The following is a 21,730-nucleotide window of genomic DNA, read 5'->3' as shown; positions in this document are numbered from 1 at the left end:
GACAATCCGGCGCTTTTGCCCTATATCGCGGCCAGCATTGGAATAAATGCGTTTAAACGGCCCTTGCTGGACGACATCCCGGCCCGGGCGACCCAAAAACACCCTCATTTCGAAAGGATGACCCGATGTCGATTACTGCTGAACGCAAGGCAGAGCTGATCAAGGAATTCGCAACGAAGGAAGGCGACACCGGTTCGCCGGAAGTTCAGGTTGCGATCCTCACCGAGCGGATCACCAACCTGACCGAGCACTTCAAGGACCACAAGAAGGATAACCATTCCCGCCGTGGTCTGCTGACGCTGGTTTCGACCCGCCGTTCGCTGCTCGACTACCTGAAGCGCATCGACGAAAGCCGTTACACGACCCTTATCGGTCGTCTTGGCATTCGCCGCTAAGCCGCAATCACCGGCGGGCGCCTGGCGTCCGCCGCTTTTATTTCGCGCATCATGTGCGCCGGTCTCAAGCCGTGGCGGGCGAAGGGATCTGAAAGGCGAAGCCGGGATGATGGCATTCCGGTTCCGCGCAAGCCGTAACGGACCTGTCATGGGGCAGGATTGCTGGCCGCTTCGCAAGATGAAGCGGCGCGCTGTCTTGCCCGTGACGCGTCGAATGAAACGTCGAGATCGCGTTGCGCTCTTTTCATGAGGAAAGGGCAGCGCGCGGATTTATTGAAGGACAAGACATGTTCAACACCCACACAGTGGAAATCGAGTGGGCGGGACGCACGCTCAAGCTGGAGACCGGCAAGGTTGCCCGTCAGGCTGACGGCGCCGTTCTCGCCACCTATGGCGAAACCGCCGTTCTGGCCACCGTCGTCTCCGCCAAGGAGCCGAAGCCCGGTCAGGACTTCTTCCCGCTGACCGTCAATTACCAGGAAAAGACCTATGCGGCCGGCCGAATCCCCGGCGGCTATTTCAAGCGCGAGGGCCGCCCGAGCGAGAACGAGACGCTGGTCTCGCGCCTGATCGACCGCCCGATCCGCCCGCTCTTCCCGGAAGGCTACAAGAACGACACGCAGGTCGTCGTCACCGTTCTGCAGCACGACCTTGAAAACAACCCGGACGTTCTGGCCATGGTCGCGACGTCCGCCGCGCTGACGCTTTCCGGCGTTCCCTTCATGGGCCCGATCGGCGGCGCGCGCGTCGGCTACATCAACGGCGAATATGTACTGAACCCGCATATCGACGAAATGCCCGAAACCGCGCTCGACCTCGTTGTCGCCGGTACGGGCGATGCCGTGCTGATGGTCGAGTCGGAAGCCAAGGAACTGCCGGAAGACGTCATGCTTGGCGCCGTCATGTTCGGCCACAAGGGTTTCCAGCCGGTGATCGACGCGATCATCAAGCTCGCCGAAGTTGCCGCCAAGGAACCGCGCGAATTCGAGCCGGAAGACCAGTCCACCCTCGAAGCCGACATGCTCTCCTTCATCGAAGGCGAACTGCGCGACGCCTACAAGATCACCGACAAGGCCGCCCGCTACAACGCCGTTGATGCCTGCAAGGCCAAGGTCAAGGAGCGTTACGTGCCGGCCGAAGGCGAGGAAGCGAAGTACACCGCCGAGCAGATCGGCGCCGTGTTCAAGCATCTTCAGGCCAAGATCGTCCGCTGGAACATTCTCGACACCAAGAGCCGCATCGACGGCCGCGATCTCGAGACCGTCCGCCCGATCGTTTCCGAAGTCGGCCTTCTGCCGCGCACCCATGGTTCGGCGCTGTTCACGCGCGGTGAAACCCAGGCGTTGGTCGTTGCCACGCTCGGCACCGGCGAGGACGAGCAGTTCGTTGACGCGCTGACCGGCATGTACAAGGAACGCTTCCTGCTGCACTACAACTTCCCGCCCTATTCGGTCGGCGAGACCGGCCGCATGGGCTCCCCGGGCCGCCGCGAAATCGGTCACGGCAAGCTTGCATGGCGCGCCATCCGTCCGATGCTGCCGGAAGTCGAGCAGTTCCCCTACACGCTACGCGTCGTTTCCGAGATCACCGAATCCAACGGTTCGTCCTCGATGGCGACCGTCTGCGGCACCTCGCTGGCGCTGATGGATGCCGGCGTTCCGCTGGCAAAGCCGGTTGCCGGCATCGCCATGGGCCTGATCCTCGAAGGCGAACGCTTCGCCGTTCTCTCCGACATTCTCGGTGACGAGGACCACCTCGGCGACATGGACTTCAAGGTAGCCGGTACGGAAGCCGGTGTCACCTCGCTGCAGATGGACATCAAGATCGCCGGTATCACCGAAGAGATCATGAACATCGCGCTGAACCAGGCAAAGGGCGGCCGTCTTCACATCTTGGGTGAAATGTCCAAGGCGCTTGCCGAAAGCCGCGAGCAGCTCGGCGAATACGCACCGCGCATCGAGATGATGTCGATCGCCGTCGACAAGATCCGCGACGTTATCGGCGCAGGCGGCAAGATCATCCGCGAAATCGTCGAAAAGACCGGCGCCAAGATCAACATTGACGATGATGGCACGATCAAGATCGCGTCTTCCTCGGGCAAGGAGATCGAGGCCGCCAAGAAGTGGATCCACTCCATCGTCGACGAGCCGGAACTGAACGCGATCTACGAAGGCACGGTCGTCAAGACCGCCGACTTCGGCGCATTCGTCAACTTCTTCGGCCCCCGCGACGGTCTGGTTCACATCTCGCAGCTCGCTCAGGAACGTGTCGGCAAGACCACCGATGTCGTCAAGGAAGGCGACAAGGTCTGGGTCAAGCTCATCGGCTTCGATGAGCGCGGCAAGGTCAAGCTGTCGATGAAGGTCGTTGACCAGGAAACCGGCAAGGAACTGGCCAAGCCCGAACGCAAGAAGGACGACGCTGCCGAATAAGGGCGGCTTCCGCCGGCGGGTCTCGGTCTCTGAGTAGGGGCCGAGCGCCGGATGTGATCCGACAACAGCGCGGCATCCTCCACCCAATCTCCCCCTCAAGGGGGGAGATTGAAGGCGAGGCGGCCCGGCAACAGACATTCCCAGGCGTGAGCAATTGTGGCTCACGCCTTTTTCACAGGTGACATCATGGCCCGCGAGACGCTGAAAACACTCTTCCATCCCTTCGACAGCGGCACTGTCGAGCCGGTTGTCGGCCCCGTGCTGTTTCTCGGCGCTGAAGCCGGTTATCGCCTGCCGGAAGGCTTTTCCGATGAACTCTCGGCCGTGCAGCCCTTCCGCTCGCATTATGCCGCGCTTGAGCGGGCAGGCGCTTCCGTTTCGCCGGAGGCGGGTGAGAGGTCGTATGCGGCGACGCTGATCCTTCTTACCAAGCATCGCGGCGAAAACGAAAATCGCGTGGCCGAAGCGCTGGCGAAGACCGTGCCCGGCGGCCTCATCGTCATTGCCGGCTCCAAGGAAGACGGCGTGCAGTCGATGCGCAAGCGCCTTGGCAAGATGTTTGCCGATCTGGAGGCCATGCCGAAATATCACGGTGTGGCGCTGTGGTTCACCCGTCCCGACGACGTGAGCGAGGCGGTTGCCGCATTCACTCACCCGACCGTCGAAATCGACGGACGGTTCACCACCGTGCCGGGGCTTTTCTCGCACGACCGTGTGGACGAGGGCTCGCGCATTTTGGCCGAACGTCTGCCGGAGGGTTTTGCCGGTCTGGCTGCCGATTTCGGTGCGGGCTGGGGGTATCTCTCGGCCATGCTGGCGGAGCGGGCACCGGGAACGGTCGGTATCGATCTCTATGAGGCGGACTGGCGCGCGCTGGAGCGGGCGAAGGTCAACCTTGCGGCGGTGGCACCCGCAACCCGCTTCTTCTGGCAGGACCTGGCTTCCGAGCCGGTCAAGAACCGCTACGACCTGATCATCATGAACCCGCCCTTCCACACCGGAAAGGCAGCCGAGCCTTCACTCGGCAAGGCTTTGGTCAAGGCTGCCGCAAATGCGCTCAAGCCCGGCGGTCGTCTGCTTCTGGTCGCCAATCGCGGCCTGCCTTACGAGGATGTGGTCGCCGAGAACTGCAAGAAGAGCGGCGAGGAATACCGCAACGCCCGTTTCAAGCTGTTGTGGGGCGTGAAGTAGGGTAACCGTGACATTCATCGCGCGATTGTGCGTGGCAAAAATGCCGCCTTATGGTAGAATTCGTCTCGGTTCAGGGGACGAGTATGGCGGGGGATGGAAGTCATGCGATGTGTGCTCCATATTGGAACAGAAAAAACCGGAACGACACTCCTTCAGGATTGGTTATATGCCAATAAAGAAAGCTTATCCGAACGAAGGATCGGTCTCAGCGACAATCTTGGCGGCCACAATAATTTTTTCATCAGCGAATATTTCCAGACAAACATCGACAAATGGGCGCTGGAACAGAATATAAGCAATCTAGCGCAGAAGCAGCGATATTTCACTGGTTTCCGAGAATCACTTGAAAGGGAGTTGAGAGTGGCGGCTGAAAAATTCGACGTTTTTGTCATGACGTCAGAATTTTTGCATAGTAGGCTCAGAAATATTCAGAATATCGAAAATCTAAAAACATTCCTTTTTGATAATTTCGAGCAAGTTAACGTAGTATGTTATTTTAGAGAGCAGTGCAGTATGGCGACGTCTCTCTACACTACGGATGTTTTGCGCGAGTGCGGCCTGTCTCTTGACGACTATCTGGACAACGGTGTCGAGCCGTCCGAATATTATTATGACCTATGCTCAGTGGCCGATAACTGGAGCGCTGTCTTTGGGCGCGGAAATTGCGTCTTCCGCGTTTATGATCGACGACGATTCATAGAAGGCGATATCCGTAAGGATTTCCTGGACGCTGCCGGCCTTGACGTCTCCTCGGGCGCATTTGATAGCAGCCTTTCCGTCGTAAACGCTTCGCTCAGCGAGCTTCAGGGGATTGCGCTCGTCACGGTGAACCGGATGCTCCCGTTTTTCGTCGGCGGCACCAGACGGTGGAACCAGAACAACATCAGGGCGAAGCAATATCTTCTGTCGCTGCCCGAACTTCGGCGCGGCCGGATCAAATCAGCCAATCCCGATCGGATATCCGACCGTTTTGCCCAAAGAAATCGCACGCTTTTTGATTGCTATTTTGAAGGGGAGGACATATTCGCCTCCACGCGCGCGGCGCTAGCGGAGGTCAACCTTCGATCCGCCGATGCCGTCACCGATCACGATCGGGAGAGGGCGGCGGCACTGGCGGCCGCCGTGGTCAGGGAAATCGGAGCGGGCGGGCCTTCCCTCTGTTGAATGGACCTCCGGAACGGCAGCGCGTCTACTGCTCGCCAAGCTTGATCGACGGGTCATAGTCCTTGCCCTCGACCTCCTTCACCACGGCCTGACCGCAATAGGTCTTGCCGAGAAGCGGGTCATAGGTGAGCGAGGGGGAGCCGTGGAGCTCCCAGCCCTTGTTCAGGGCTGCGGTAACCTTGTGGCAGAAGCTGGAGTCATCGGGGCCGGTGAGAAAGCGGTAGAGTTTCATCAGGGTTTCCTATGCGGATTGGCCGGCCTTGGCGAGGAGGGCTTCGGCCTGTTCAAGATGCAGGCGTTCGACCATGCGACCGTCAAGGTCAATCACGTTATGCCCTTGTGCTTCCGGTTTCGCAAATGCGTCGACGATGGAACGCGCTTCGGCGAGCGCGGCTTCGGACGGGCTGAAATGGGCGTTTGCCGGGTCGATCTGGCTGGGGTGGATCAGCATCTTGCCGTCAAAGCCCATGGCGCGGGCCTCTTCGCATTCCGCCGCAAAGCCTTCGCTGTCGGCAAAGTCATTATAGACCCCGTCGATCACGGCAATGTCATAGGCGCGCGCGGCGAGCACCACCTGCATCAGCCAGGGGACCAGATAGGCGCGGCCGGGCGCGGGGGCAACGCCAGTTGCCGATCTCAGGTCATTGACCCCGACGATCAGCGCCTCGAGCCTGCCGCCGGCGGATGCCTGGGAATAGGCCCCGGCAATTGCGGCCGCGTTGACGATGCCGGCCGGCGTTTCGAGCATGGCCCACAGGCGAATGCGCAGCGGCGCGCCGTTGCGGTTCAGCATGGCGCTTGCCGCAGCCACATTGGCAACCGTTTCCACCTTGGGCAAAAGGATGGCGTCGGGCTGGCAGGCGAGCGCCGTTCTCATGTCTTCCTGGCCGGTTTCGGTGTCGAGCGGGTTGATGCGGATGGCGGTCGCCTGATGCGACGGTCGGTCCTGTCGGAAGAACTGCTCCAGGTTTTCGCGTGCTTCCGCCTTGCGGCCATGGGCGACCGAATCCTCAAGGTCGTAGATGACGGCGTCGGCGGCCAGCGTTTTCGATTTTTCCAGCGCGCGCCGGTTGACGGCGGGCACGGACAGGGCGGAGCGCCAAAGTTTGATCTCTTTCACGGCCTTATTCCTAACAATATCCGGACTCATTCTAATTTAAGTCACATCGAATTGAAGCTTTTCAAAAATCGTGCCTGCAATCAATGAGACAAAATGGCTTCGGCCCTCTTGCGAAAGCCCTATCAAAGCGCCAGATTAGCAAATGTGAAAGGAATTTGACGATGGAAAAAATCCGCACCGTATTCATGGCAATTGTCGGTCTGGCCGCCGTGGCGTTCGTGACTGTGTTTGCTGCTTCCATTGGCCTTGCCCTGATTGCCGTGCTCGCCGTTCTCACGGTCGCGCGGATGATCGCCTTCAAACTCAACCATGCCCCCGTGCCGGTGAAGACCCGCGATGCCCGCAAGCGTGACGATATGCGCGTCTGGGATGACGGCCGCGGCAAGATCATTGACCTCTGAAGGGCAAAGCTGATCTTTAATGTTCCGGGCGGCCCTGGGCCGCCTTTCGGATGTGCGTACCCCAAGGTACCGTTTTTCGTTGAAATCGCCGGAAAAGCGCTTTAGATCAGGACGCGAAAACAAGCTTCAATCGCGCTGAGGGATCAATCATGGAAAAATTCGTCAAGCTGACCGGCGTCGCCGCGCCGCTGCCCGTGGTCAATGTCGACACCGACATGATCATTCCCAAGGATTATCTCAAGACGATCAAGCGCACGGGTCTTGGCAAGGGTCTCTTCGCCGAGGCGCGCTACAATCAGGACGGCACGGAAAACCCGGATTTCGTGCTCAATCAGCCGGCCTATCGCAATGCGAAGATCCTCGTCGCCGGCGACAATTTCGGCTGCGGCTCCTCGCGTGAGCATGCACCCTGGGCGCTTGCCGATTTCGGCATTCGCTGTGTCATCTCCACGAGCTTTGCCGACATCTTCTACAACAACTGTTTCAAGAACGGTATTCTGCCGATCATCGTCTCGCAGGCCGAACTCGACAAGCTGATGGACGATGCCGAGCGCGGCTCGAACGCCGTCGTTACGGTCGATCTCGAGAATCAGGAAATCACCGGCCCGGACGGCGGCTCGGTCAAGTTCTCGATCGACGCTTTCCGCCGTCATTGCCTGCTGAACGGTCTCGATGACATCTCGCTGACGCTGGAAAAAGCCGACAGCATCGCAAGCTACGAAGACAAGCTCGCCGCCGAGCGCCCCTGGGCCTGATGATCTGAAGACGTCAGCTTTATCGCCGAAAAGGCCGGTCGCGCGACCGGCCTTTTTTCGTTGCCGACCGGCCGGCCTCCTTGTCTCTGCGCGAATGGTATGCTGCTAAATAGTTGTGTTTAGTTTTTATGCAATCCATAATAGGCTTCACGCGTGATGGCGTATTTTGCGGAGGACAAGATGAAGTACTTTATGCTCGCATTTCCGGTTGCCCTGATAGCGCTGATGTCGTTTGCACCTGCCGGGCCGCAGAAGCCTCAGATGGCGCAGCCGTCGCTCGATGAATGGGGACGCGACAGGCTGGCCTGGACCTGTGACTTCAAGGAAGAGGACAGTGACGGTTTCGACAAGATCTGCGCCTATGACTGCGCCGGCTGGCGCAAGGAGATCAAGGTCGACAGATATGACGACTGCCCCTCATCCATCAAGGAGTAAGGCGGAGGTCAATCATGCCGGCAGCGAGAGCGTCGCGCGGCATGATTTTTCAGATCGGCACGCCGAAATGGCGCAGGCCCTCGATCACGCCGTCGGCGATCTCGCCCTTCGCCTCATAGATATCGCCATTTCCGCGGGCAAGCTCGCGCAGTTCATCGAAGCCGTTAGCGGGGATGATGCCGCGCACGCCCGGAACCTCGAACATCGCGGCGTCATTGCCCGTGTCGCCGGCAACGACCACTTCGTCGTGCGCAATGCCGAGTCTCTCGCAGAGCCAGGAGAGGCAGGCGCCCTTGTCAGCGGCGCGCGGAAGGACATCGAGATCGCGGCCCGATGAATAGATCAGCTTCACCGAAAGGCCTTCGGCTACAAGCGCCTCTTCGATCGCAGCAAGCCGGTCCTTTTTCGCATTGTTCAAATACCAGCTTGACTTGAAGTCATGCTGATAGCGCGTCGGCTGGTAGTTGACATCCGGGATTTCGCCCAGGATCCGGGCGACTTTGGCGGCGTCAAAACCGGCGGCGATATGATCGTGGAACCCGTCGACCGGGCTGTCGGTCCGGTGATCATGTACCATTGTGCCGACGCCGCCGATAAGAAAGTCGGGCTCTGGAAGCCCGACCTTGCCGATCAGCGCGCGTATATCATCGACGAGACGACCGCTATTGTAGACGAGGATCGGGCGGCGCTCTTCGGGTATGGCTTCGAAGGCCTCCCGGAAACGCGCCGTCGATCCGTTGTCGCCGACCAGAGTGCCGTCGAGATCGGAGGAAAACAGTCTGATCGCCATGCTCAGTCGCCGTCATTCCAGGGTTCGGCCCAGTCGCTGTCGGTGAGCGACTGGCGCATCGGCCGGCCTTCCACGAGCGAGATCAATTGCTGGGCGATGCCCGTCCAGGTGAACAGGCTGCGGGCCTTGTGGGCGCCCATGCGGGCGAGGCGGTTATAGAGCCGCTGATGCTTGAACGGCTTCATCATCATGATGCCGAGGTCGTATTTGTCGAACGTATCGGCAAACAGTGCATGACGGCCGAAGGAAATCGCGCGGTAGAGACCGCCATTGGTCGTCACGACGGTCGGCGTGCCCGATGCCATGGCCTCGATCGCCGTCATGCCGAAGGGTTCGTAACGGCTCGACAATACGAACATGTCGGCGGCCCGGTAAATGTCGGGGAGCGCCTCGTCCGAGACATAGCCGGAGAAATGGACCTTATCCTCAAGACCCAGCGTTTTGACCTGGTCCTTCAGCTCGTTGAGGATCCGGGTCTCCAGCTCGTCCATGTCCTCGCCGCCAACGGCAAGGTGAAGTTCGGCGTCGGGAACGCGCTCTGCCATGACCGAAAAGGCCTCGATCAGGAGATCGTAACCCTTGTTGGTGGCGAGCCTGCCAAGTGACAGCACCGTCTTGCCCTTGAAGCCGAACTGCTCGCGCAGCATGTTGCGCGTCGCTGCCGAAACCGGGAAGAAGCGGTTGTCGTCATAGCCCGGCGGGATCATGTAGACGCGGTCCTCGCGGATACCATAATCATCGACCAGCATGTCCAATTGCACAGGCGTCGTGGCGATCACGCTGTCACAGGCCCGGTAAATCTTGTTTTCGTGCTTGATCCGTTCGGTGAAGTTGAAGTCCTTCTCGAACTGTTCCTTCTGGTCCGGGTAGTCGGTTTCCATCGTCCGTTTCTTCCACAGACCCAGCGAATGCGGCGTGTGGAGGTGGGGGATGGACAGCGCCTCGGCGAGCCTCAGCCCGGCATAGCCGGCGTCCCAATAGTGCGAATTGATGAAATTATAGCTCAGATCATGCTCGCGCATGTAGCGCAGCGCGTTCTCGCTCCATTCCAGAAGATGCTTGTAGAGATATTCCTTGGGAATGAAGTCCTTGCCGCCGCAGGGAATGCGCACCACACGGACGCGCTCATCCACCTCGTCGATTTCCGGCTGATCCTCGAAGCGGCGCGTATAAATGTCGACGGAAAAGCCGAGCTGGGCGAGTTTTTTCGAAAGCTCGAGGATATAGACAACCTGGCCGCCGGTATCGGCAGCGCCGAGTGGAGGATCGGCTGCAACATAGCCGTGGGTGGAAACAAGAGCGATACTGGGAAATTTATCGGACTCGTTTATGTGAGCCATAATGGATCCTTCCTTGCAATACGTCGGGCGACATCGCGCAGCGGTCGGTTTCAGTATCAGACATGATGGCCGACTGAAGTGAAATCTCCAGGCGAAAGAAACTGCCGGGCGCACGCCCCGCGTTAATTTAACGCATCAGTCGCGCAATGGTTCCGAAGAAACTTGAGAAGCCCGGCTGAATGTGGAAGATTTGAACCATACTGCACATCCTACAGGACAAACCATGCAATTTGATGACGAGCCCGGAAGCTTCCTGCGGTCACTTTTCGATGTCGCTGTGGCAGCCGCCGATCCAATGGAGCAAGTTTCGAAATATCTGCCCGAGCCGCCAAAGGGCCGGACCGTGGTCGTCGGCGCCGGCAAGGGCTCTGCCCGTATGGCCGAGGCGCTCGAGGCCTGCTGGCTGGGGCCTCTCGAAGGCGTGGTGGTCACCCGCTACGGTCATGAAGCGCCTTGCGAGAAGATCGAAATCCTCTCCGCCTCCCACCCCGTGCCGGACGAGGCGGGCGAACGGGCGGCCAGACGCATTCTGGAAGCCGTATCGGACCTGAGCGAGGACGATCTCGTGATCGTGCTGATCTCGGGCGGCGGCTCGGCGCTGCTCTCGCTGCCGCCGCAAGGGCTTACCCTTCAAGACAAGATTTCGGTCAACAAGGCGCTTCTGCGCTGCGGCGCGTCGATCGACGAGGTCAACTGCGTGCGCAAGCATCTCTCGGCAATCAAGGGGGGGCGCCTCGCCGCCGCGATCCATCCGGCGCGCTGCCACACGCTCCTGATTTCCGATGTGCCGGGAGACGACCCGGCGATCATCGCATCGGGGCCGACCGTCGGCGAAACGACAACGGCCGAAGACGCCAAGGCAATCATCAGACGGTATCGTATCGACCTGCCGGACCATGTGGCGCAGCATCTCGATTCGCCGCTCGCTGAATGCGTGACGCCCGACGATTCACGTCTGGCGCGCACCGAGAACCACATCATCGCCACGCCGCTGATGTCCCTGGAGGCTGCGGCTGACAAGGCGCGGGCGGCCGGACTCAATGTCCTTGTTCTCGGTGATACGATTGAGGGGGAGGCGAGCGAGGTCGGCGTCGTGCATGCGGGCATCGCCGAGGCGATCCGTCATCACGGTATTCCCGTTGCCCGTCCCGCGCTCGTGCTTTCCGGCGGGGAAACGAGCGTGACCGTCAAGGGCGACGGCCGCGGCGGTCGCAATGTCGAGTTCCTGCTGTCGCTCGCCGTCCATCTCAACGGGCTTGACGGCGTCCATGCGCTTTCCGGCGATACGGATGGCGTGGACGGGCGCGAGGAAATTGCCGGCGCCGTCATTACCCCCGACACGCTCAAAAGGGCGCGCGAGGCGGGTATCGACGCCCGGGCGTTGCTTGAGAATAATGATGGCCATGGATTTTTCGAAGCCCTCGGCGATCAGGTGATCACCGGGCCGACCCTCACCAATGTCAATGATTTCAGGGCTATCCTCATTCTCTGATCCGCGGGTTCCGGCATTCGGGGTTGGCGGATTTTGCAACTTAAACGTTCCTGGACGAGCGCTTATTTACCTGCTGGTAACCATATTGCCACATTTTTTGATGAAGACGCGGCCGGCGGGATTCGCCGGTCTCGTTTCATCAGGTCTCTGGCTGAACTGGATTACCAATGCACCGTCTGCTGAACGGCCTTTTCGGCCTTGGCGTTCTTGCGCTCGCCTCGTGCGCATCCACCGGACAACGTGATACAACGACATTGCAGACGGCGCTTGTGGCGACTGAAAAGCCTGCGGAGGCCGGTTCAGGCAGTCCCGCGGCCATCGAGGTGATGATGACGGGTTCAATCGACCGCAATACTTCGTCCGAGGAGGCTCCGGTCAAGATCAGTTCGATCCATTCACGGATCGTTGCAGGCGCGGATGCGGAAAGCGTCAAGCGCACCATCCGCCTTGTCGCGAACGGTCCGGTGAAGGATTTTCCGCTTGCCGGCCGCACGATCTATCTCGACGAGACGCGCGATATCACGCTTGCGCCCGGGGAGGTCGTGCTGACCTTTGATGATGGTCCGGTTCCGGGCAAGACGCCGGCTGTCCTTCAGGCGCTTGAGGAACGCGGCGTGAAGGGCCTGTTCTTCATGGTCGGCGAAATGGCGCATTACCATCCGCAGATCGCCGAACAGGTGGTTGAAAGCGGGCAGACCATCGGCACACACACCTATTCGCATCCGCACCTTCCGGCGCTGTCGCTCTCGAATGCTGTCGCGAATATTGATCGCGGCGCGCACGCAGTCGAGAAGGCGACCGGCGTCAAGCCGCATTTCTTCCGTTTCCCCTATCTTGCCGAGACCACGAGCCTCGACAAGGCCCTGCAATCGCGCGGCATGATCCCCGTCGGCATCGATATCGACTCGCGGGATTACGAGGAGGCCTCGACCTCCGTTCTGGTCAACCGGATCATGACGGGCCTTGCCAAACGCGGCGGCGGCATCGTCTTGATGCATGACCTGCAGGGGCGCACCGCCCGTGCCATCGTTCCGCTTCTGGACCGGCTGGAAACCGAGGGATACAAGGTGGTGACCGTTAAATACGGGAAGCCGCCCGAGGAGAAGCCGGAGACGCTGATGGCCAGGCTATCGCGCGCGTCCGAATAGAGGCCATCGGGGCGTACCGCAGGCGGCCGAAGCGGCTTGAAAACGGGCCCCATGCGGTCTAGAACCTCGCCATTGCGGCGGATGCGATCGTGATCGGCCCGCCATTGAAGCGCTGCCCGGGCCAAAGCGGGCGGCGCGCGGGTTTCAGCAACACGGGAGGCATCCTTGAGCCAGCGTAAACTCTTCCTTCTGCCCGGAGACGGCATCGGTCCGGAAATCACCGCAGAACTCGAGAAAATCATCGCGTTCATGAACGAGAAGGCCGACGCCGGCTTTACGGTCGAAAAGGGCCTGGTTGGCGGTTCGGCCTATGACGCGCACGGCGTGGCGATTTCCGATGACGACATGGCGCGCGCCATGGCGGCTGATGCTGTCATTCTTGCGGCTGTCGGCGGCCCCAAATGGGACAACGTCCCCTATGAGGTGCGCCCGGAAGCGGGTCTTCTACGCCTGCGCAAGGATATGCAGCTCTTTGCCAATCTGCGGCCGGCAATCTGCTATTCCGCCCTTGCCGCGTCGTCTTCGCTGAAGCCCGAACTGGTCGAGGGTCTCGATATCCTGATCGTGCGCGAACTGACCGGTGGCGTCTATTTCGGCGAGCCGAAGGAGATCATCGATCTCGACAACGGCCAGCAGCGCGCCATCGACACGCAGGTCTACGATACCTACGAGATCGAGCGCATCGCCTCGGTTGCCTTCGAACTGGCCCGCACCCGCGACAACCGCGTCTGCTCGATGGAAAAGCGCAATGTGATGAAGTCGGGCCTGTTCTGGAACCAGGTCGTGACCCGCGTGCATGACGAGAAGTTTTCCGATGTGAAGCTTTCCCACATGCTGGCCGATGCCGGCGGCATGCAGCTTGTGCGCGCGCCGAAACAGTTCGACGTGATCGTCACCGACAACCTCTTCGGCGACATGCTTTCCGACGTTGCCGCCATGCTGACCGGTTCTCTGGGCATGCTGCCTTCTGCCTCGCTCGGCGCAGAGGACTCGGAGACCGGCAAGCGCAAGGCGATGTACGAGCCGGTCCATGGCTCCGCTCCGGATATCGCCGGCAAGGGCATCGCCAATCCGCTGGCCATGATCGCTTCCTTTGCCATGTGCCTGCGTTATTCCTTCAACATGATCGCCGAGGCCGAGGCGCTGGAAGCTGCGATTGCCGATGTTCTGGAGGAAGGCTATCGCACAGGCGATATCATGGCCGAAGGCTGCAAGAAGGTCGGAACGGCGGGCATGGGCGACGCGGTGCTTGCCGCCCTTTCAACGAAGCTTGCCGCCTGAGCGGTCCGTGTGCGGCGCCGGCATTGGACCGGCGCCTCCAGCCGATCGGGCTCAGGCCTTGCAGCTCCTTTTGCTGCGCGGGAAACCGGGCAGCGAAAAAAACATCCACTTTTCCAACTGACGCCCTAGATGGAAGCGGATGACAGAAAAGCATCAGTCTCTTCCCGCAACCGGCCGCACGAGGCTTCGTCTGTTCTGGAAACGGAAACCGGCGCGAAAGCCGTTTTCCCTTTCGGCGACCCGCTGGCCCTGGTTCCTGCTTCCCGCCGCAACCATGGCCCTGCTTTCTCTTGCCGCGCTTGATGGTCCGGTGGCTTCCGCCCGCGATGCCATGTCGCCGTCCTTTCAGGATGTTGCGGTGCGGTTGACGGACGTGACCACCGCGCCATGGATCCTGATGGCGAGCGGGGCGGTGACGCTCGCAGCGCTCGCGGTCCTTGCCGGCGCTGACAGGGTTGCGGTGAGATGCCGCGCCGTCCATGTCGCGCATCAGGCCTCTTACGTGTTTGCCAGCGTGGCCCTTGCCAGCGCCACCGTCAATGTGGTGAAGCGGCTGATCGGCCGGGCGCGTCCCTCTCTCTTCGACAGCGTCGGCGACCTGCATTTCAGATTGGGCGGATGGGCTTATGACTATGCAAGCTTTCCTTCGGGCCATGCCACGACGTCCGGCGCGGTCTTTGCCACATTGGCACTGCTTTTCCCCCGAGCGGGCCCGGTTTTCGCAAGCCTTGCCATCTTCTTTGCCTATGCCCGCGTCGCCGTCGGCGCGCACTATCCGAGCGACATCTCGACCGGACTGTTCTATGGCGCCTGGGTTGCGGTGTTCGTCGCCGTGGTCTTCGCCCGCTATCGTCTTCTGTTCCTGATTCCCGAAAAAGGGCTTCCCGAACGAAGGGGCTGAGCCCCGGAGCGGCCTGCCTGAGACCGGCCCCGCGTCTTCCGTGCAGTCAGTCGTGCCTGCGTCCGATCCTCCGCAAGATCTTGATTGTGCGGGGGCAACGGGCGCGCGCTTTTTTCATCGCCCGGTCGTCGCAGCGGCTTCACTCAATAAAATTCGACTATTTATGAATAGATAATCACCAATAGATTGAATGGGTGCGTTTCTCGCATATGCGAAGAGGATCACGGAGGGTAAATAAATATTAAATCCTGATTGGATAATTAAATAGTAGGTACCTTTGCAGGAGTATTTAGTTAAGCCGAAAATTTATTATAAAAATTTGAAAATACAACGTGTGGTAGCTACAAAATCGCGAATTGGGCGATACATTTATTATTGAAGGCTGAATTATTCATTGGCGGTCCATGCAGCGCACAGGTTCATGAAATGCGACGCATCCTACAAAGGTTCAGTGGCAAGGTCGTCCGTCCGCCAACCGCGCTCGAGTGGCGGGTGATGCTGGCGCTTTTCGCCGGTGCCTTCTGTGTCGTTCTGCTTATCTGGTATGTTTCGCATTCCGTCGAGCAGCGTTTGCAGGCCCAACGCGAGCGCCTGCGCTCAGAGGCCGCCTTGAGGCTTGCCGACATCTGGGTGAGCGGCTTCATTGCTGACTATGCGCAGTATCTTCACGTCATCAAGGACAGCTACGCCTTTCAGGGGCGCCTTGCGGGGCAGGTCCAGGCCGACGCCTTGTTGCAGGATTTCGACGCCTGGGTGCGCGCCAAACCTGATATCGCCCAATTGCGCTATATTGCTTCAGACGGCATGGAGCAGATCCGCATTGACCGCATCGGCGGCGCGGTGGTCCCGGTCGCCCGGCCCGACCTGCAGGACAAGTCCGAGCGCTATTATTTCGAAGCAGCCAATCGCCTGCCGGATGGAGCGCTTTATCTCTCGCCACTCGATCTCAACGTCGAAGAGGGTGTGATCGAGGAGCCGTGGAAGCCAGTGCTACGGCTTGCGACACCGGTGTTTGCCGCCGAGGACGACCGCCGCGGCGTTCTGATAATCAATATCGACGCCTCGAGCTTGCTGGTGAAACTCGACCTTCTGGCCTCACCGCTCGCCCGGCGCATCCAGTTGCTGAACGTGGACGGATACTGGATGGGCGGTGTTCCGAGTCGCGATCGCTGGGGCTTCATGTTCGGCAATAACGACACGCTCGCCGCGCGCGAGCCGCGCCTTTGGGCGGAGATGACGGCGGGAACGACGTATTCGGAGAAGGGGCAGGAATTCGTCTTCGATCGCATGCCGATCGGCGAGGCGGTCGAAGACGAGGCAGGCTTCGATCATGTCGAAACCGCGGATACGCCTTGGTACCTGCTGATCAACTATCCAAGGGCCGCCCCCTTCCTTTCGGCGGACAACATCCCCGGTTTCATCGTTCTCTTTGCCGGCTCGGCCGCTTTCGCCGCGGTCGGCGCGCGACTTGTCGCCTATCGCAGGGCCGCGGAGGAAAGGGTTCAGGCGGTGGAGCGGCGTATGGTCCGCGTCGACCGTCTTGCAGGCCTTGGCGGGCTGGTGGCCGGCGTCTCCCACGAGCTCAATACACCCATCGGCAATGCAATGATGGTTGCGACGACGATCGACCGGCGGGCGGAAGGCCTGCAACAGGCGCTTGAGGAGGGGCGGATCGGCCGTAATGCCCTTGCCAAGGCTCTGGACGATATTCGCCAAGGCACGGAAATGACTCGGGAGGCGCTTGAGGGGGCGTCCGAAATCATTCGTAATTTCAAACAGATCGCTGTCGATCAGGCGAGCGACCGCCGCAGGCGTTTCGCGCTCGACAACTACCTGCGCGACACGATTGCCCTTCTCCAGCCCCAGTTTTCAAAGGGCAATGTATCTCTTCTGGCGGGAACGATGGTCGAGGTCAGGCTTCACAGCTACCCGGGGCCGCTGGGCCAGGCGGTGTCCAATCTCGTGATCAATGCCCGGCTTCATGCCTTCCCGGATGGCGCGCCGGGCACGGTGACAGTGTCGGCAGCACAACCCGACCGGCGCAACGTGGCGATCACGATTGCCGATGATGGTTGCGGTATCGCTCCTGAAGATCGGGACAGAATCTTTGATCCCTTCTTTTCCACCTCGTTCGGAAAGGGCGGCAGCGGTCTCGGCCTCGTCATCGTCCACAACATCGTCACCGGCATGCTTGGCGGTGACGTCGCAGTCGACAGTGCGCCGGGCGCGGGCACGCGGATAACGCTTGTGTTTCCGATCGTCTCGCCGCTCTCGGGTGCTGAGGAGAATGCCTATCAGATGAAGGAGCACGGGCCATGAATGATGATCTGGAGCTCGAACTTTACGACGACGGGCCGGCCGATGATGCCTCTGTTTCCGCCCGGCCGTGGAAAATCCTGGTGGTAGACGACAATCCGGACGTGCATGCCGCCACTGAATATGCGCTCAAGGGGGTGGTCATCTTCGGGCGGCCGCTCGAGACCGTATGTGCGCATTCGGCAAGCGAGGCCATCGCGAAGGTTGGAGAGCATGACGATATCGCTGTTTCGATGATCGATGTGGTCATGGAGGCCGATGACGCGGGGCTGAGCCTGGTCAAGGCGCTGCGTGACATGGGATTTTCCGACATGCGCGTGGTGTTGCGCACCGGATATCCCGGCTATGCGCCCGAACTCTCGGTTGTCACTGACTATGAGATCGACGGCTATCATACCAAGGATGAGTTGAGCCGGACGCGGCTGATATCGCTGCTGACCACCTCCATCCGCGCCTATGACGGCATTCGCGCCATGTCGCGCAGCCGCGAGGGGTTGGAGCTGATCGTCAAAAGCGCGCGCCAGCTTTTCAGGCGCAGCAATCTCGAAATGTTTGCCGAAGGGGTGCTTATCCAGATCGCCGCCCTGATCGGGGTCGAGCCCAACGGGCTGGTCTGCGCGCGCGACAGGAAAACCGGCGCAATGCGTGTCGTCGCCGGAATCGGCCGGTTTTCGAGCCTTGGCCTCAAGCCGCTTCCAGATGTCGGGGACGAGATGAAGGCCCTTTTCGCGAACGCTCAGGAAAGTGAGGATCCGGTCTTTGCCGAGAACTATCTGGGCCTTTATGTCGACAATGGCGACGATGGCCATCTGTTTGCAGCCCTGGAGACCGACCGGCCTGTTGGCCATCCGGAGCTTGATCTGCTGAGGCTTTTCTCCAGCAATATTGCCGTCGGGTTTCGCAATCTCACTCTGATCGAGGCGCTGGATCGCCTTGCATTCCGGGATGCCTTCCTCGACCTGCCGAACCTCAATTCCTTCGAACACGCACTTGGCGCGGCGCTCGACGGTTCGCGCGTGGGCTACATCGTCAAGGTCTATGTCTGCGACTACCAGAACATGGTGGCCTCGTTCGGCAGTCCGGTTGCCAACAAGGTCATGCAGGAAGCCTATGCGCGTCTCAGCCATCTCTGCCAGGGCAAGTGCACGATCGCGCTGATCGCGGAAGGGGCGTTCGGCATCGTCGACCCGGAATGCCAGCTTTCGACCCGAAGTCTGTCGCGGGTGCTTGACCAGGTCTATCTCATCGACGGTATCGAGCTCGCCCCGCGCCCGACATCGGTGATGATCCCGATGGATGACCTGCCGGAGGACCGCTCGCGCGCAATCAGCGTTGCCACGGCTGCACTGATCCATATCCGCAGCGTCGAGGATGGCGCTCATGTGGTCTACGGCAAGGCGGAACGACGGGCCTGGGAGCGGCGCAACATGTTGCAGGATGCGCTGAAGGCGAGCGTGGAAACGGGCAGGGGTTTTTCGCTCATGCTGCAGCCGAAGGTCGAGCTCGAAAGCGGGCGGATGTATGGCGCGGAGGCCTTGCTGCGCTGGACGCTGGACGAGGAGGCGATTTCGCCCGCCGAGTTCATCCCCATTGCCGAGCGCACGGGCATGACGCGCGCGCTGACCGCCTTCGTTTTGCGTCAGGTTGCCGACTGGTCCCAGCTTTATGCGAACGCGGACGGAACGCCGCTTCCGATCGCGGTCAACCTTTCCATGGCGGATCTCAATGTGCCGGGCTTCGCCATGTGGCTCTGTCGGCGGGTCGATGCGCTGGGGCTTGATCGTCACATGCTGGAATTCGAGGTCACCGAGGCGATCGCCATGCATGGGCGCATCGCTATTCGCCAGGTCGAGCTTCTGTTCCGGCGCGGCTTCCGGATATCGCTTGACGATTTCGGCACGGGCTATTCCTCTTTTGGCCACCTGAACGCGCTGCCGATCAGCACGGTCAAGGTCGACCGCAGTTTCGTGCGCGACCTGACGGGGGAAACAGCCGGGCGAAGCCTGTGCTCGGTCATCATCGCCATGGCCGAGAAGCTCGGGGTCGAATGCATAGCGGAAGGGATCGAGACCGAGGAACAGCGCCAGGCTCTACTCAAGACCGGCTGCGGCAGGGGGCAGGGTTTCCTGTTCGGCAGGCCGATGTCGATGGACCGCTTCTCGCAGCGCTTCGGACTGATCGCGCGATCCGGCGGAGGGTGAGATCGCTCCTCTTGCGAAACCATGGCGCAAGGAAAATTTTCCTTACCATTAAAAATAATAGCGGCATGGTGACCTTGCGGCTATGGTGCGGTGAACACCCGTCTTTTCCGTATCAGAAGCAGTCGATGAACCAACCAGACGAAGCCCGGATCGAGCACGAGCTGCATCGTGTCGCCGCCTCAAATGATCCTTTTGCCGCAGCAGTGCGCACCACGCGCATGCCAATGCTGATCACCGATCCGAGTGAGCCCGACAACCCGGTCGTTTTCGCCAATGACGCCTTTCTTCGGCTGACGGGTTATGGACGGGACGAGATTCTGGGGCAGAATTGCCGGTTCCTGCAGGGCACGGGCACAAATTCCGACGATGTGACAAAAGTGCGCGACGCGATTGCGCGGCAGGAATCGATCGAGATCGACCTGCTCAACTATCGCAAGGACGGCTCGAGCTTCTGGAACCGCGTGCTGATCTCGCCGGTCTTTGATAGCGACGGCAAGCTCATCTATTTCTTCGCCTCGCAATTCGATGTCACGCCGGAGCGGCGCCGGATCGCCGAAATGCACGTCTCGCAGGAGGAACTCGAAGAGCAGATCGAGCAGCGCATCCATGACCTGAGGGCATCCGAAAACCGGCTGCGCTTCATTCTGGAGGCTGCCAAGATGGGTTCGTGGACGCTCGAACTCGGGACAAAGCGGCTGATCACCTCTGCCCAGGCCAAGGCCAATTACGGCCTCGCGCCGGCCGACAGGCTGAATTTCGAGGATGCCCGCAAGGCTGTCGATCCGGCGGATTTCGAAGCCTGGAGCAAGGGGCTGGAACGCACGATCCGCGGCGAGGAGGATCTCCATCTGGTCTATCGGGTCCGCACGCCGAAAGGCGAGCTGCGCTGGCTGGAGGCGCGCGGCCAGCTTTCCGGCACGCCCGGCGGCAACCAGTTCATCAGCGGCATCACCCAGGACATCACCGAGCGCAAGGAAGCGGAGGAGCACAGGAAGCTTCTTGCCCGTGAGCTCAATCATCGGGTCAAGAATTCGCTGGCGATCGCGCAATCCATCTTCGCCCAATCGCTCAAATCGGCGAAGACCCTGGACGAAGCGCAGAACATCGCCTTCGGCCGTATCCGGGCGATGTCGACGGCGCAGGACCTGTTGACCAAGGAGGGCTGGAACTCGGCCGAATTGAGGACGCTTGTCAGCGACGTGATGGAGCCGTTCAAGGGCGCTGATATCAGGGTCGGCGGACCGCGCGTCATCCTTAACGAACAGGCTGTTTCCGCGTTATCGCTGGCGCTCTACGAACTGGCGACCAACGCCACCAAATACGGCGCGCTGTCGGAGCCCGGCGGCTCTGTGACGATCCATTGGGAAATCGTCAAGAACGGCCACCGCACGCTGCATTTCCACTGGAGCGAGATGGGTGGCCCACCGGTCGAACCGCCGAAGAAACGCGGCTTCGGGTCCCGCATGATCGAGGAAATCGTAGCCCATTCCATGGATGGAACGGCGAAAATCGAATACCGGCCGACGGGCGTGATCTATACGATCGTGGCCGATCTGCCTGATGATCCCGACAGGCTCGTGCGAAGCGATGACTGGGACGAGGCGGACGGGAAGTCAGACTGAGGGACCGGTAGGGCTAGAACAAGAAAGGCCCCGAAACGGCAATGGGCACGCGTTCCGGGGCCAATGGGGGAGGGAGAGTTTTCTTATTCTGCCGGCCAGATGGCCTGCAGCTTTTCGCCCGCCAGAATGCGGTCGCGATTGGTTGCCTCTTCCTTGCCGAGCGCGTCGGCCTGGTCGGCAACCGCCTTGAGGTGTTCTTTCGGGATCACGACCACACCGTCCACATCGCCGAAGATCACATCGCCGGGCCTGACGGTCGCCTTGCCGATCTTAAGCGGCACCTGGCTCTTTTTCGGTTCTTTCTTGCCGGTCACGCCGATCGGGCTCGGCATGGTGCCGAACAGCGGATAGCCGAGCGCGCGCACCTGGGCGAGATCGCGCACCGTGCCGTTGACGACGGTTGCCGCGCAGCCATGGGTCTTGGCGCCGGTGCTCATCAGTTCACCCGAGCAGGAGCCCGGCGCGCAGGAAGCGTCGCAGACCATGATGCCGCCCTTGGGCGCATTGTCGATGGCATTGTGATAGACGTCCTGCGGCTCGCCCTTGCGGTCTGACGGTTCGAACAGGACGGTGACGGCGGGACCGCAAACCACATCGCCGGCCTCCAGCGCGCCAAGCAGCGAGATGCCTTCCAGGCAGCCCCATAGTCCGAGCGCTTCCATGCTGTCATGAATATCCCCGGAATACCATTTCTTCAGACGCTCGATCGCCTCCCAGTCGGTGTCCGAATAATCGAAGTCGGCCAT

19 protein-coding genes are annotated in these 21,730 nt (G+C 60.5%); 14 read left to right on the top strand and 5 right to left on the bottom strand.

The features are described from left to right. The first annotated feature begins 125 nt into the window (after positions 1–125). The 4 genes from rpsO (at position 126) to GGR30_RS09000 (ending at position 5,182) form a co-directional block, all read left to right on the top strand. Entirely contained in the window at positions 126–395 is a 270-nt protein-coding gene (gene rpsO, locus GGR30_RS09015; protein WP_106303520.1) for a 30S ribosomal protein S15, read from the top strand. Between the two features lie 287 nt (positions 396–682). Further along, the gene (gene pnp / locus GGR30_RS09010) at positions 683–2,827 is read left to right on the top strand and encodes a polyribonucleotide nucleotidyltransferase (RefSeq protein WP_183485177.1); all 2,145 of its coding nucleotides are present in this window, start codon (positions 683–685) and stop codon (positions 2,825–2,827) included. A gap of 186 nt (positions 2,828–3,013) precedes the next feature. Further along, complete coding sequence (locus tag GGR30_RS09005; protein WP_183485174.1) at positions 3,014–4,018, top strand: class I SAM-dependent methyltransferase; 1,005 nt, start codon at positions 3,014–3,016, stop codon at positions 4,016–4,018. Positions 4,019–4,111: 93 nt separating this feature from the next. Then, the gene (locus tag GGR30_RS09000) at positions 4,112–5,182 is read left to right on the top strand and encodes a hypothetical protein (protein WP_183485171.1); all 1,071 of its coding nucleotides are present in this window, start codon (positions 4,112–4,114) and stop codon (positions 5,180–5,182) included. A gap of 25 nt (positions 5,183–5,207) precedes the next feature. Here the strand turns inward: GGR30_RS09000 and GGR30_RS08995 are convergent, their stop codons facing one another. After that, on the bottom strand, positions 5,208–5,414 hold the full coding sequence (locus tag GGR30_RS08995) for a DUF1737 domain-containing protein (protein ID WP_183485168.1): 207 nt from the start codon (positions 5,412–5,414) through the stop codon (positions 5,208–5,210). A gap of 9 nt (positions 5,415–5,423) precedes the next feature. Next, on the bottom strand, positions 5,424–6,320 hold the full coding sequence (locus tag GGR30_RS08990) for an HpcH/HpaI aldolase/citrate lyase family protein (protein WP_425488347.1): 897 nt from the start codon (positions 6,318–6,320) through the stop codon (positions 5,424–5,426). Positions 6,321–6,463: 143 nt separating this feature from the next. On the opposite strand from GGR30_RS08990, the gene GGR30_RS08985 reads away from it, so the two are divergent. The 3 genes from GGR30_RS08985 to GGR30_RS08975 all read left to right on the top strand — a co-directional run bounded on the left by GGR30_RS08985 (position 6,464) and on the right by GGR30_RS08975 (position 7,893). Beyond that, a complete protein-coding gene (locus GGR30_RS08985) occupies positions 6,464–6,703 on the top strand; it encodes a hypothetical protein (RefSeq protein WP_183485162.1) in 240 nt (79 codons plus the stop codon). A gap of 149 nt (positions 6,704–6,852) precedes the next feature. After that, positions 6,853–7,458 (top strand): 3-isopropylmalate dehydratase small subunit, encoded by a 606-nt coding sequence (gene leuD / locus GGR30_RS08980; RefSeq protein ID WP_138747305.1) that lies wholly within the window; start codon positions 6,853–6,855, stop codon positions 7,456–7,458. Positions 7,459–7,638: 180 nt separating this feature from the next. Then, positions 7,639–7,893, top strand: coding sequence for a hypothetical protein (locus GGR30_RS08975; protein ID WP_183485159.1), 255 nt, complete (start codon positions 7,639–7,641; stop codon positions 7,891–7,893). A gap of 49 nt (positions 7,894–7,942) precedes the next feature. On the opposite strand, the gene GGR30_RS08970 is transcribed toward GGR30_RS08975, so the two are convergent. Together GGR30_RS08970 and GGR30_RS08965 are read right to left on the bottom strand one after the other, a co-directional pair. Further along, positions 7,943–8,683 (bottom strand): HAD-IIB family hydrolase, encoded by a 741-nt coding sequence (locus tag GGR30_RS08970; RefSeq protein ID WP_183485156.1) that lies wholly within the window; start codon positions 8,681–8,683, stop codon positions 7,943–7,945. Positions 8,684–8,685: 2 nt separating this feature from the next. Then, positions 8,686–10,023 (bottom strand): glycosyltransferase family 4 protein, encoded by a 1,338-nt coding sequence (locus GGR30_RS08965; protein WP_183485153.1) that lies wholly within the window; start codon positions 10,021–10,023, stop codon positions 8,686–8,688. 223 nt (positions 10,024–10,246) lie between these two features. Between GGR30_RS08965 and GGR30_RS08960 the strand changes: the two genes are divergently transcribed. The 7 genes from GGR30_RS08960 (at position 10,247) to GGR30_RS23535 (ending at position 20,984) form a co-directional block, all read left to right on the top strand. Next, the gene (locus GGR30_RS08960; RefSeq protein WP_183485150.1) at positions 10,247–11,515 is read left to right on the top strand and encodes a glycerate kinase type-2 family protein; all 1,269 of its coding nucleotides are present in this window, start codon (positions 10,247–10,249) and stop codon (positions 11,513–11,515) included. A gap of 167 nt (positions 11,516–11,682) precedes the next feature. Further along, positions 11,683–12,663, top strand: a complete 981-nt coding sequence (locus GGR30_RS08955; protein ID WP_183485147.1) for a polysaccharide deacetylase family protein — start codon at positions 11,683–11,685, stop codon at positions 12,661–12,663. 165 nt (positions 12,664–12,828) lie between these two features. Further along, the gene (gene leuB, locus GGR30_RS08950; protein WP_183485143.1) at positions 12,829–13,944 is read left to right on the top strand and encodes a 3-isopropylmalate dehydrogenase; all 1,116 of its coding nucleotides are present in this window, start codon (positions 12,829–12,831) and stop codon (positions 13,942–13,944) included. A 139-nt stretch (positions 13,945–14,083) separates the two neighbouring features. Beyond that, entirely contained in the window at positions 14,084–14,845 is a 762-nt protein-coding gene (locus GGR30_RS08945; RefSeq protein ID WP_183485140.1) for a phosphatase PAP2 family protein, read from the top strand. Between the two features lie 426 nt (positions 14,846–15,271). Next, positions 15,272–17,164, top strand: a complete 1,893-nt coding sequence (locus tag GGR30_RS08940; protein ID WP_183485137.1) for a sensor histidine kinase — start codon at positions 15,272–15,274, stop codon at positions 17,162–17,164. Continuing rightward, positions 17,161–19,362 (top strand): EAL domain-containing protein, encoded by a 2,202-nt coding sequence (locus tag GGR30_RS08935; protein WP_183485134.1) that lies wholly within the window; start codon positions 17,161–17,163, stop codon positions 19,360–19,362. Before GGR30_RS08940 ends, GGR30_RS08935 begins: the two co-directional genes overlap by 4 nt. 125 nt (positions 19,363–19,487) lie before the next feature. After that, the gene (locus GGR30_RS23535) at positions 19,488–20,984 is read left to right on the top strand and encodes a PAS domain S-box protein (protein ID WP_183485130.1); all 1,497 of its coding nucleotides are present in this window, start codon (positions 19,488–19,490) and stop codon (positions 20,982–20,984) included. Between the two features lie 83 nt (positions 20,985–21,067). Here GGR30_RS23535 and GGR30_RS08925 read toward each other — a convergent pair whose 3' ends face one another. After that, positions 21,068–21,730: an RraA family protein gene (locus GGR30_RS08925; protein ID WP_183485126.1), complete on the bottom strand. Its 663-nt coding sequence runs from the start codon at positions 21,728–21,730 to the stop codon at positions 21,068–21,070.

Origin of the sequence: Martelella radicis, from assembly GCF_014196625.1 — a bacterium.
Lineage (GTDB): Bacteria > Pseudomonadota > Alphaproteobacteria > Rhizobiales > Rhizobiaceae > Martelella > Martelella radicis.
The sequence above is the reverse complement of the archived record's forward strand: the minus strand, read 5'-3'. Positions and strand labels throughout refer to the sequence as shown.

Coding starts and splice junctions, on each gene's coding strand:
- GGR30_RS09005 (WP_183485174.1), top strand. CDS start 3,014: ATGGCCCGCGAGACGCTGAAAACACTCTTCCATCCCTTCGACAGCGGC.
- GGR30_RS08975 (WP_183485159.1), top strand. CDS start 7,639: ATGAAGTACTTTATGCTCGCATTTCCGGTTGCCCTGATAGCGCTGATG.
- GGR30_RS08985 (WP_183485162.1), top strand. CDS start 6,464: ATGGAAAAAATCCGCACCGTATTCATGGCAATTGTCGGTCTGGCCGCC.
- GGR30_RS08970 (WP_183485156.1), bottom strand. CDS start 8,683: ATGGCGATCAGACTGTTTTCCTCCGATCTCGACGGCACTCTGGTCGGC.
- GGR30_RS08935 (WP_183485134.1), top strand. CDS start 17,161: ATGAATGATGATCTGGAGCTCGAACTTTACGACGACGGGCCGGCCGAT.
- GGR30_RS09000 (WP_183485171.1), top strand. CDS start 4,112: ATGGAAGTCATGCGATGTGTGCTCCATATTGGAACAGAAAAAACCGGA.
- GGR30_RS08995 (WP_183485168.1), bottom strand. CDS start 5,414: ATGAAACTCTACCGCTTTCTCACCGGCCCCGATGACTCCAGCTTCTGC.
- GGR30_RS08925 (WP_183485126.1), bottom strand. CDS start 21,730: ATGGCCGACTTCGATTATTCGGACACCGACTGGGAGGCGATCGAGCGT.
- GGR30_RS08955 (WP_183485147.1), top strand. CDS start 11,683: ATGCACCGTCTGCTGAACGGCCTTTTCGGCCTTGGCGTTCTTGCGCTC.
- GGR30_RS08965 (WP_183485153.1), bottom strand. CDS start 10,023: ATGGCTCACATAAACGAGTCCGATAAATTTCCCAGTATCGCTCTTGTT.
- GGR30_RS08940 (WP_183485137.1), top strand. CDS start 15,272: ATGCGACGCATCCTACAAAGGTTCAGTGGCAAGGTCGTCCGTCCGCCA.
- GGR30_RS23535 (WP_183485130.1), top strand. CDS start 19,488: ATGAACCAACCAGACGAAGCCCGGATCGAGCACGAGCTGCATCGTGTC.
- rpsO (WP_106303520.1), top strand. CDS start 126: ATGTCGATTACTGCTGAACGCAAGGCAGAGCTGATCAAGGAATTCGCA.
- leuD (WP_138747305.1), top strand. CDS start 6,853: ATGGAAAAATTCGTCAAGCTGACCGGCGTCGCCGCGCCGCTGCCCGTG.
- pnp (WP_183485177.1), top strand. CDS start 683: ATGTTCAACACCCACACAGTGGAAATCGAGTGGGCGGGACGCACGCTC.
- GGR30_RS08960 (WP_183485150.1), top strand. CDS start 10,247: ATGCAATTTGATGACGAGCCCGGAAGCTTCCTGCGGTCACTTTTCGAT.
- GGR30_RS08945 (WP_183485140.1), top strand. CDS start 14,084: ATGACAGAAAAGCATCAGTCTCTTCCCGCAACCGGCCGCACGAGGCTT.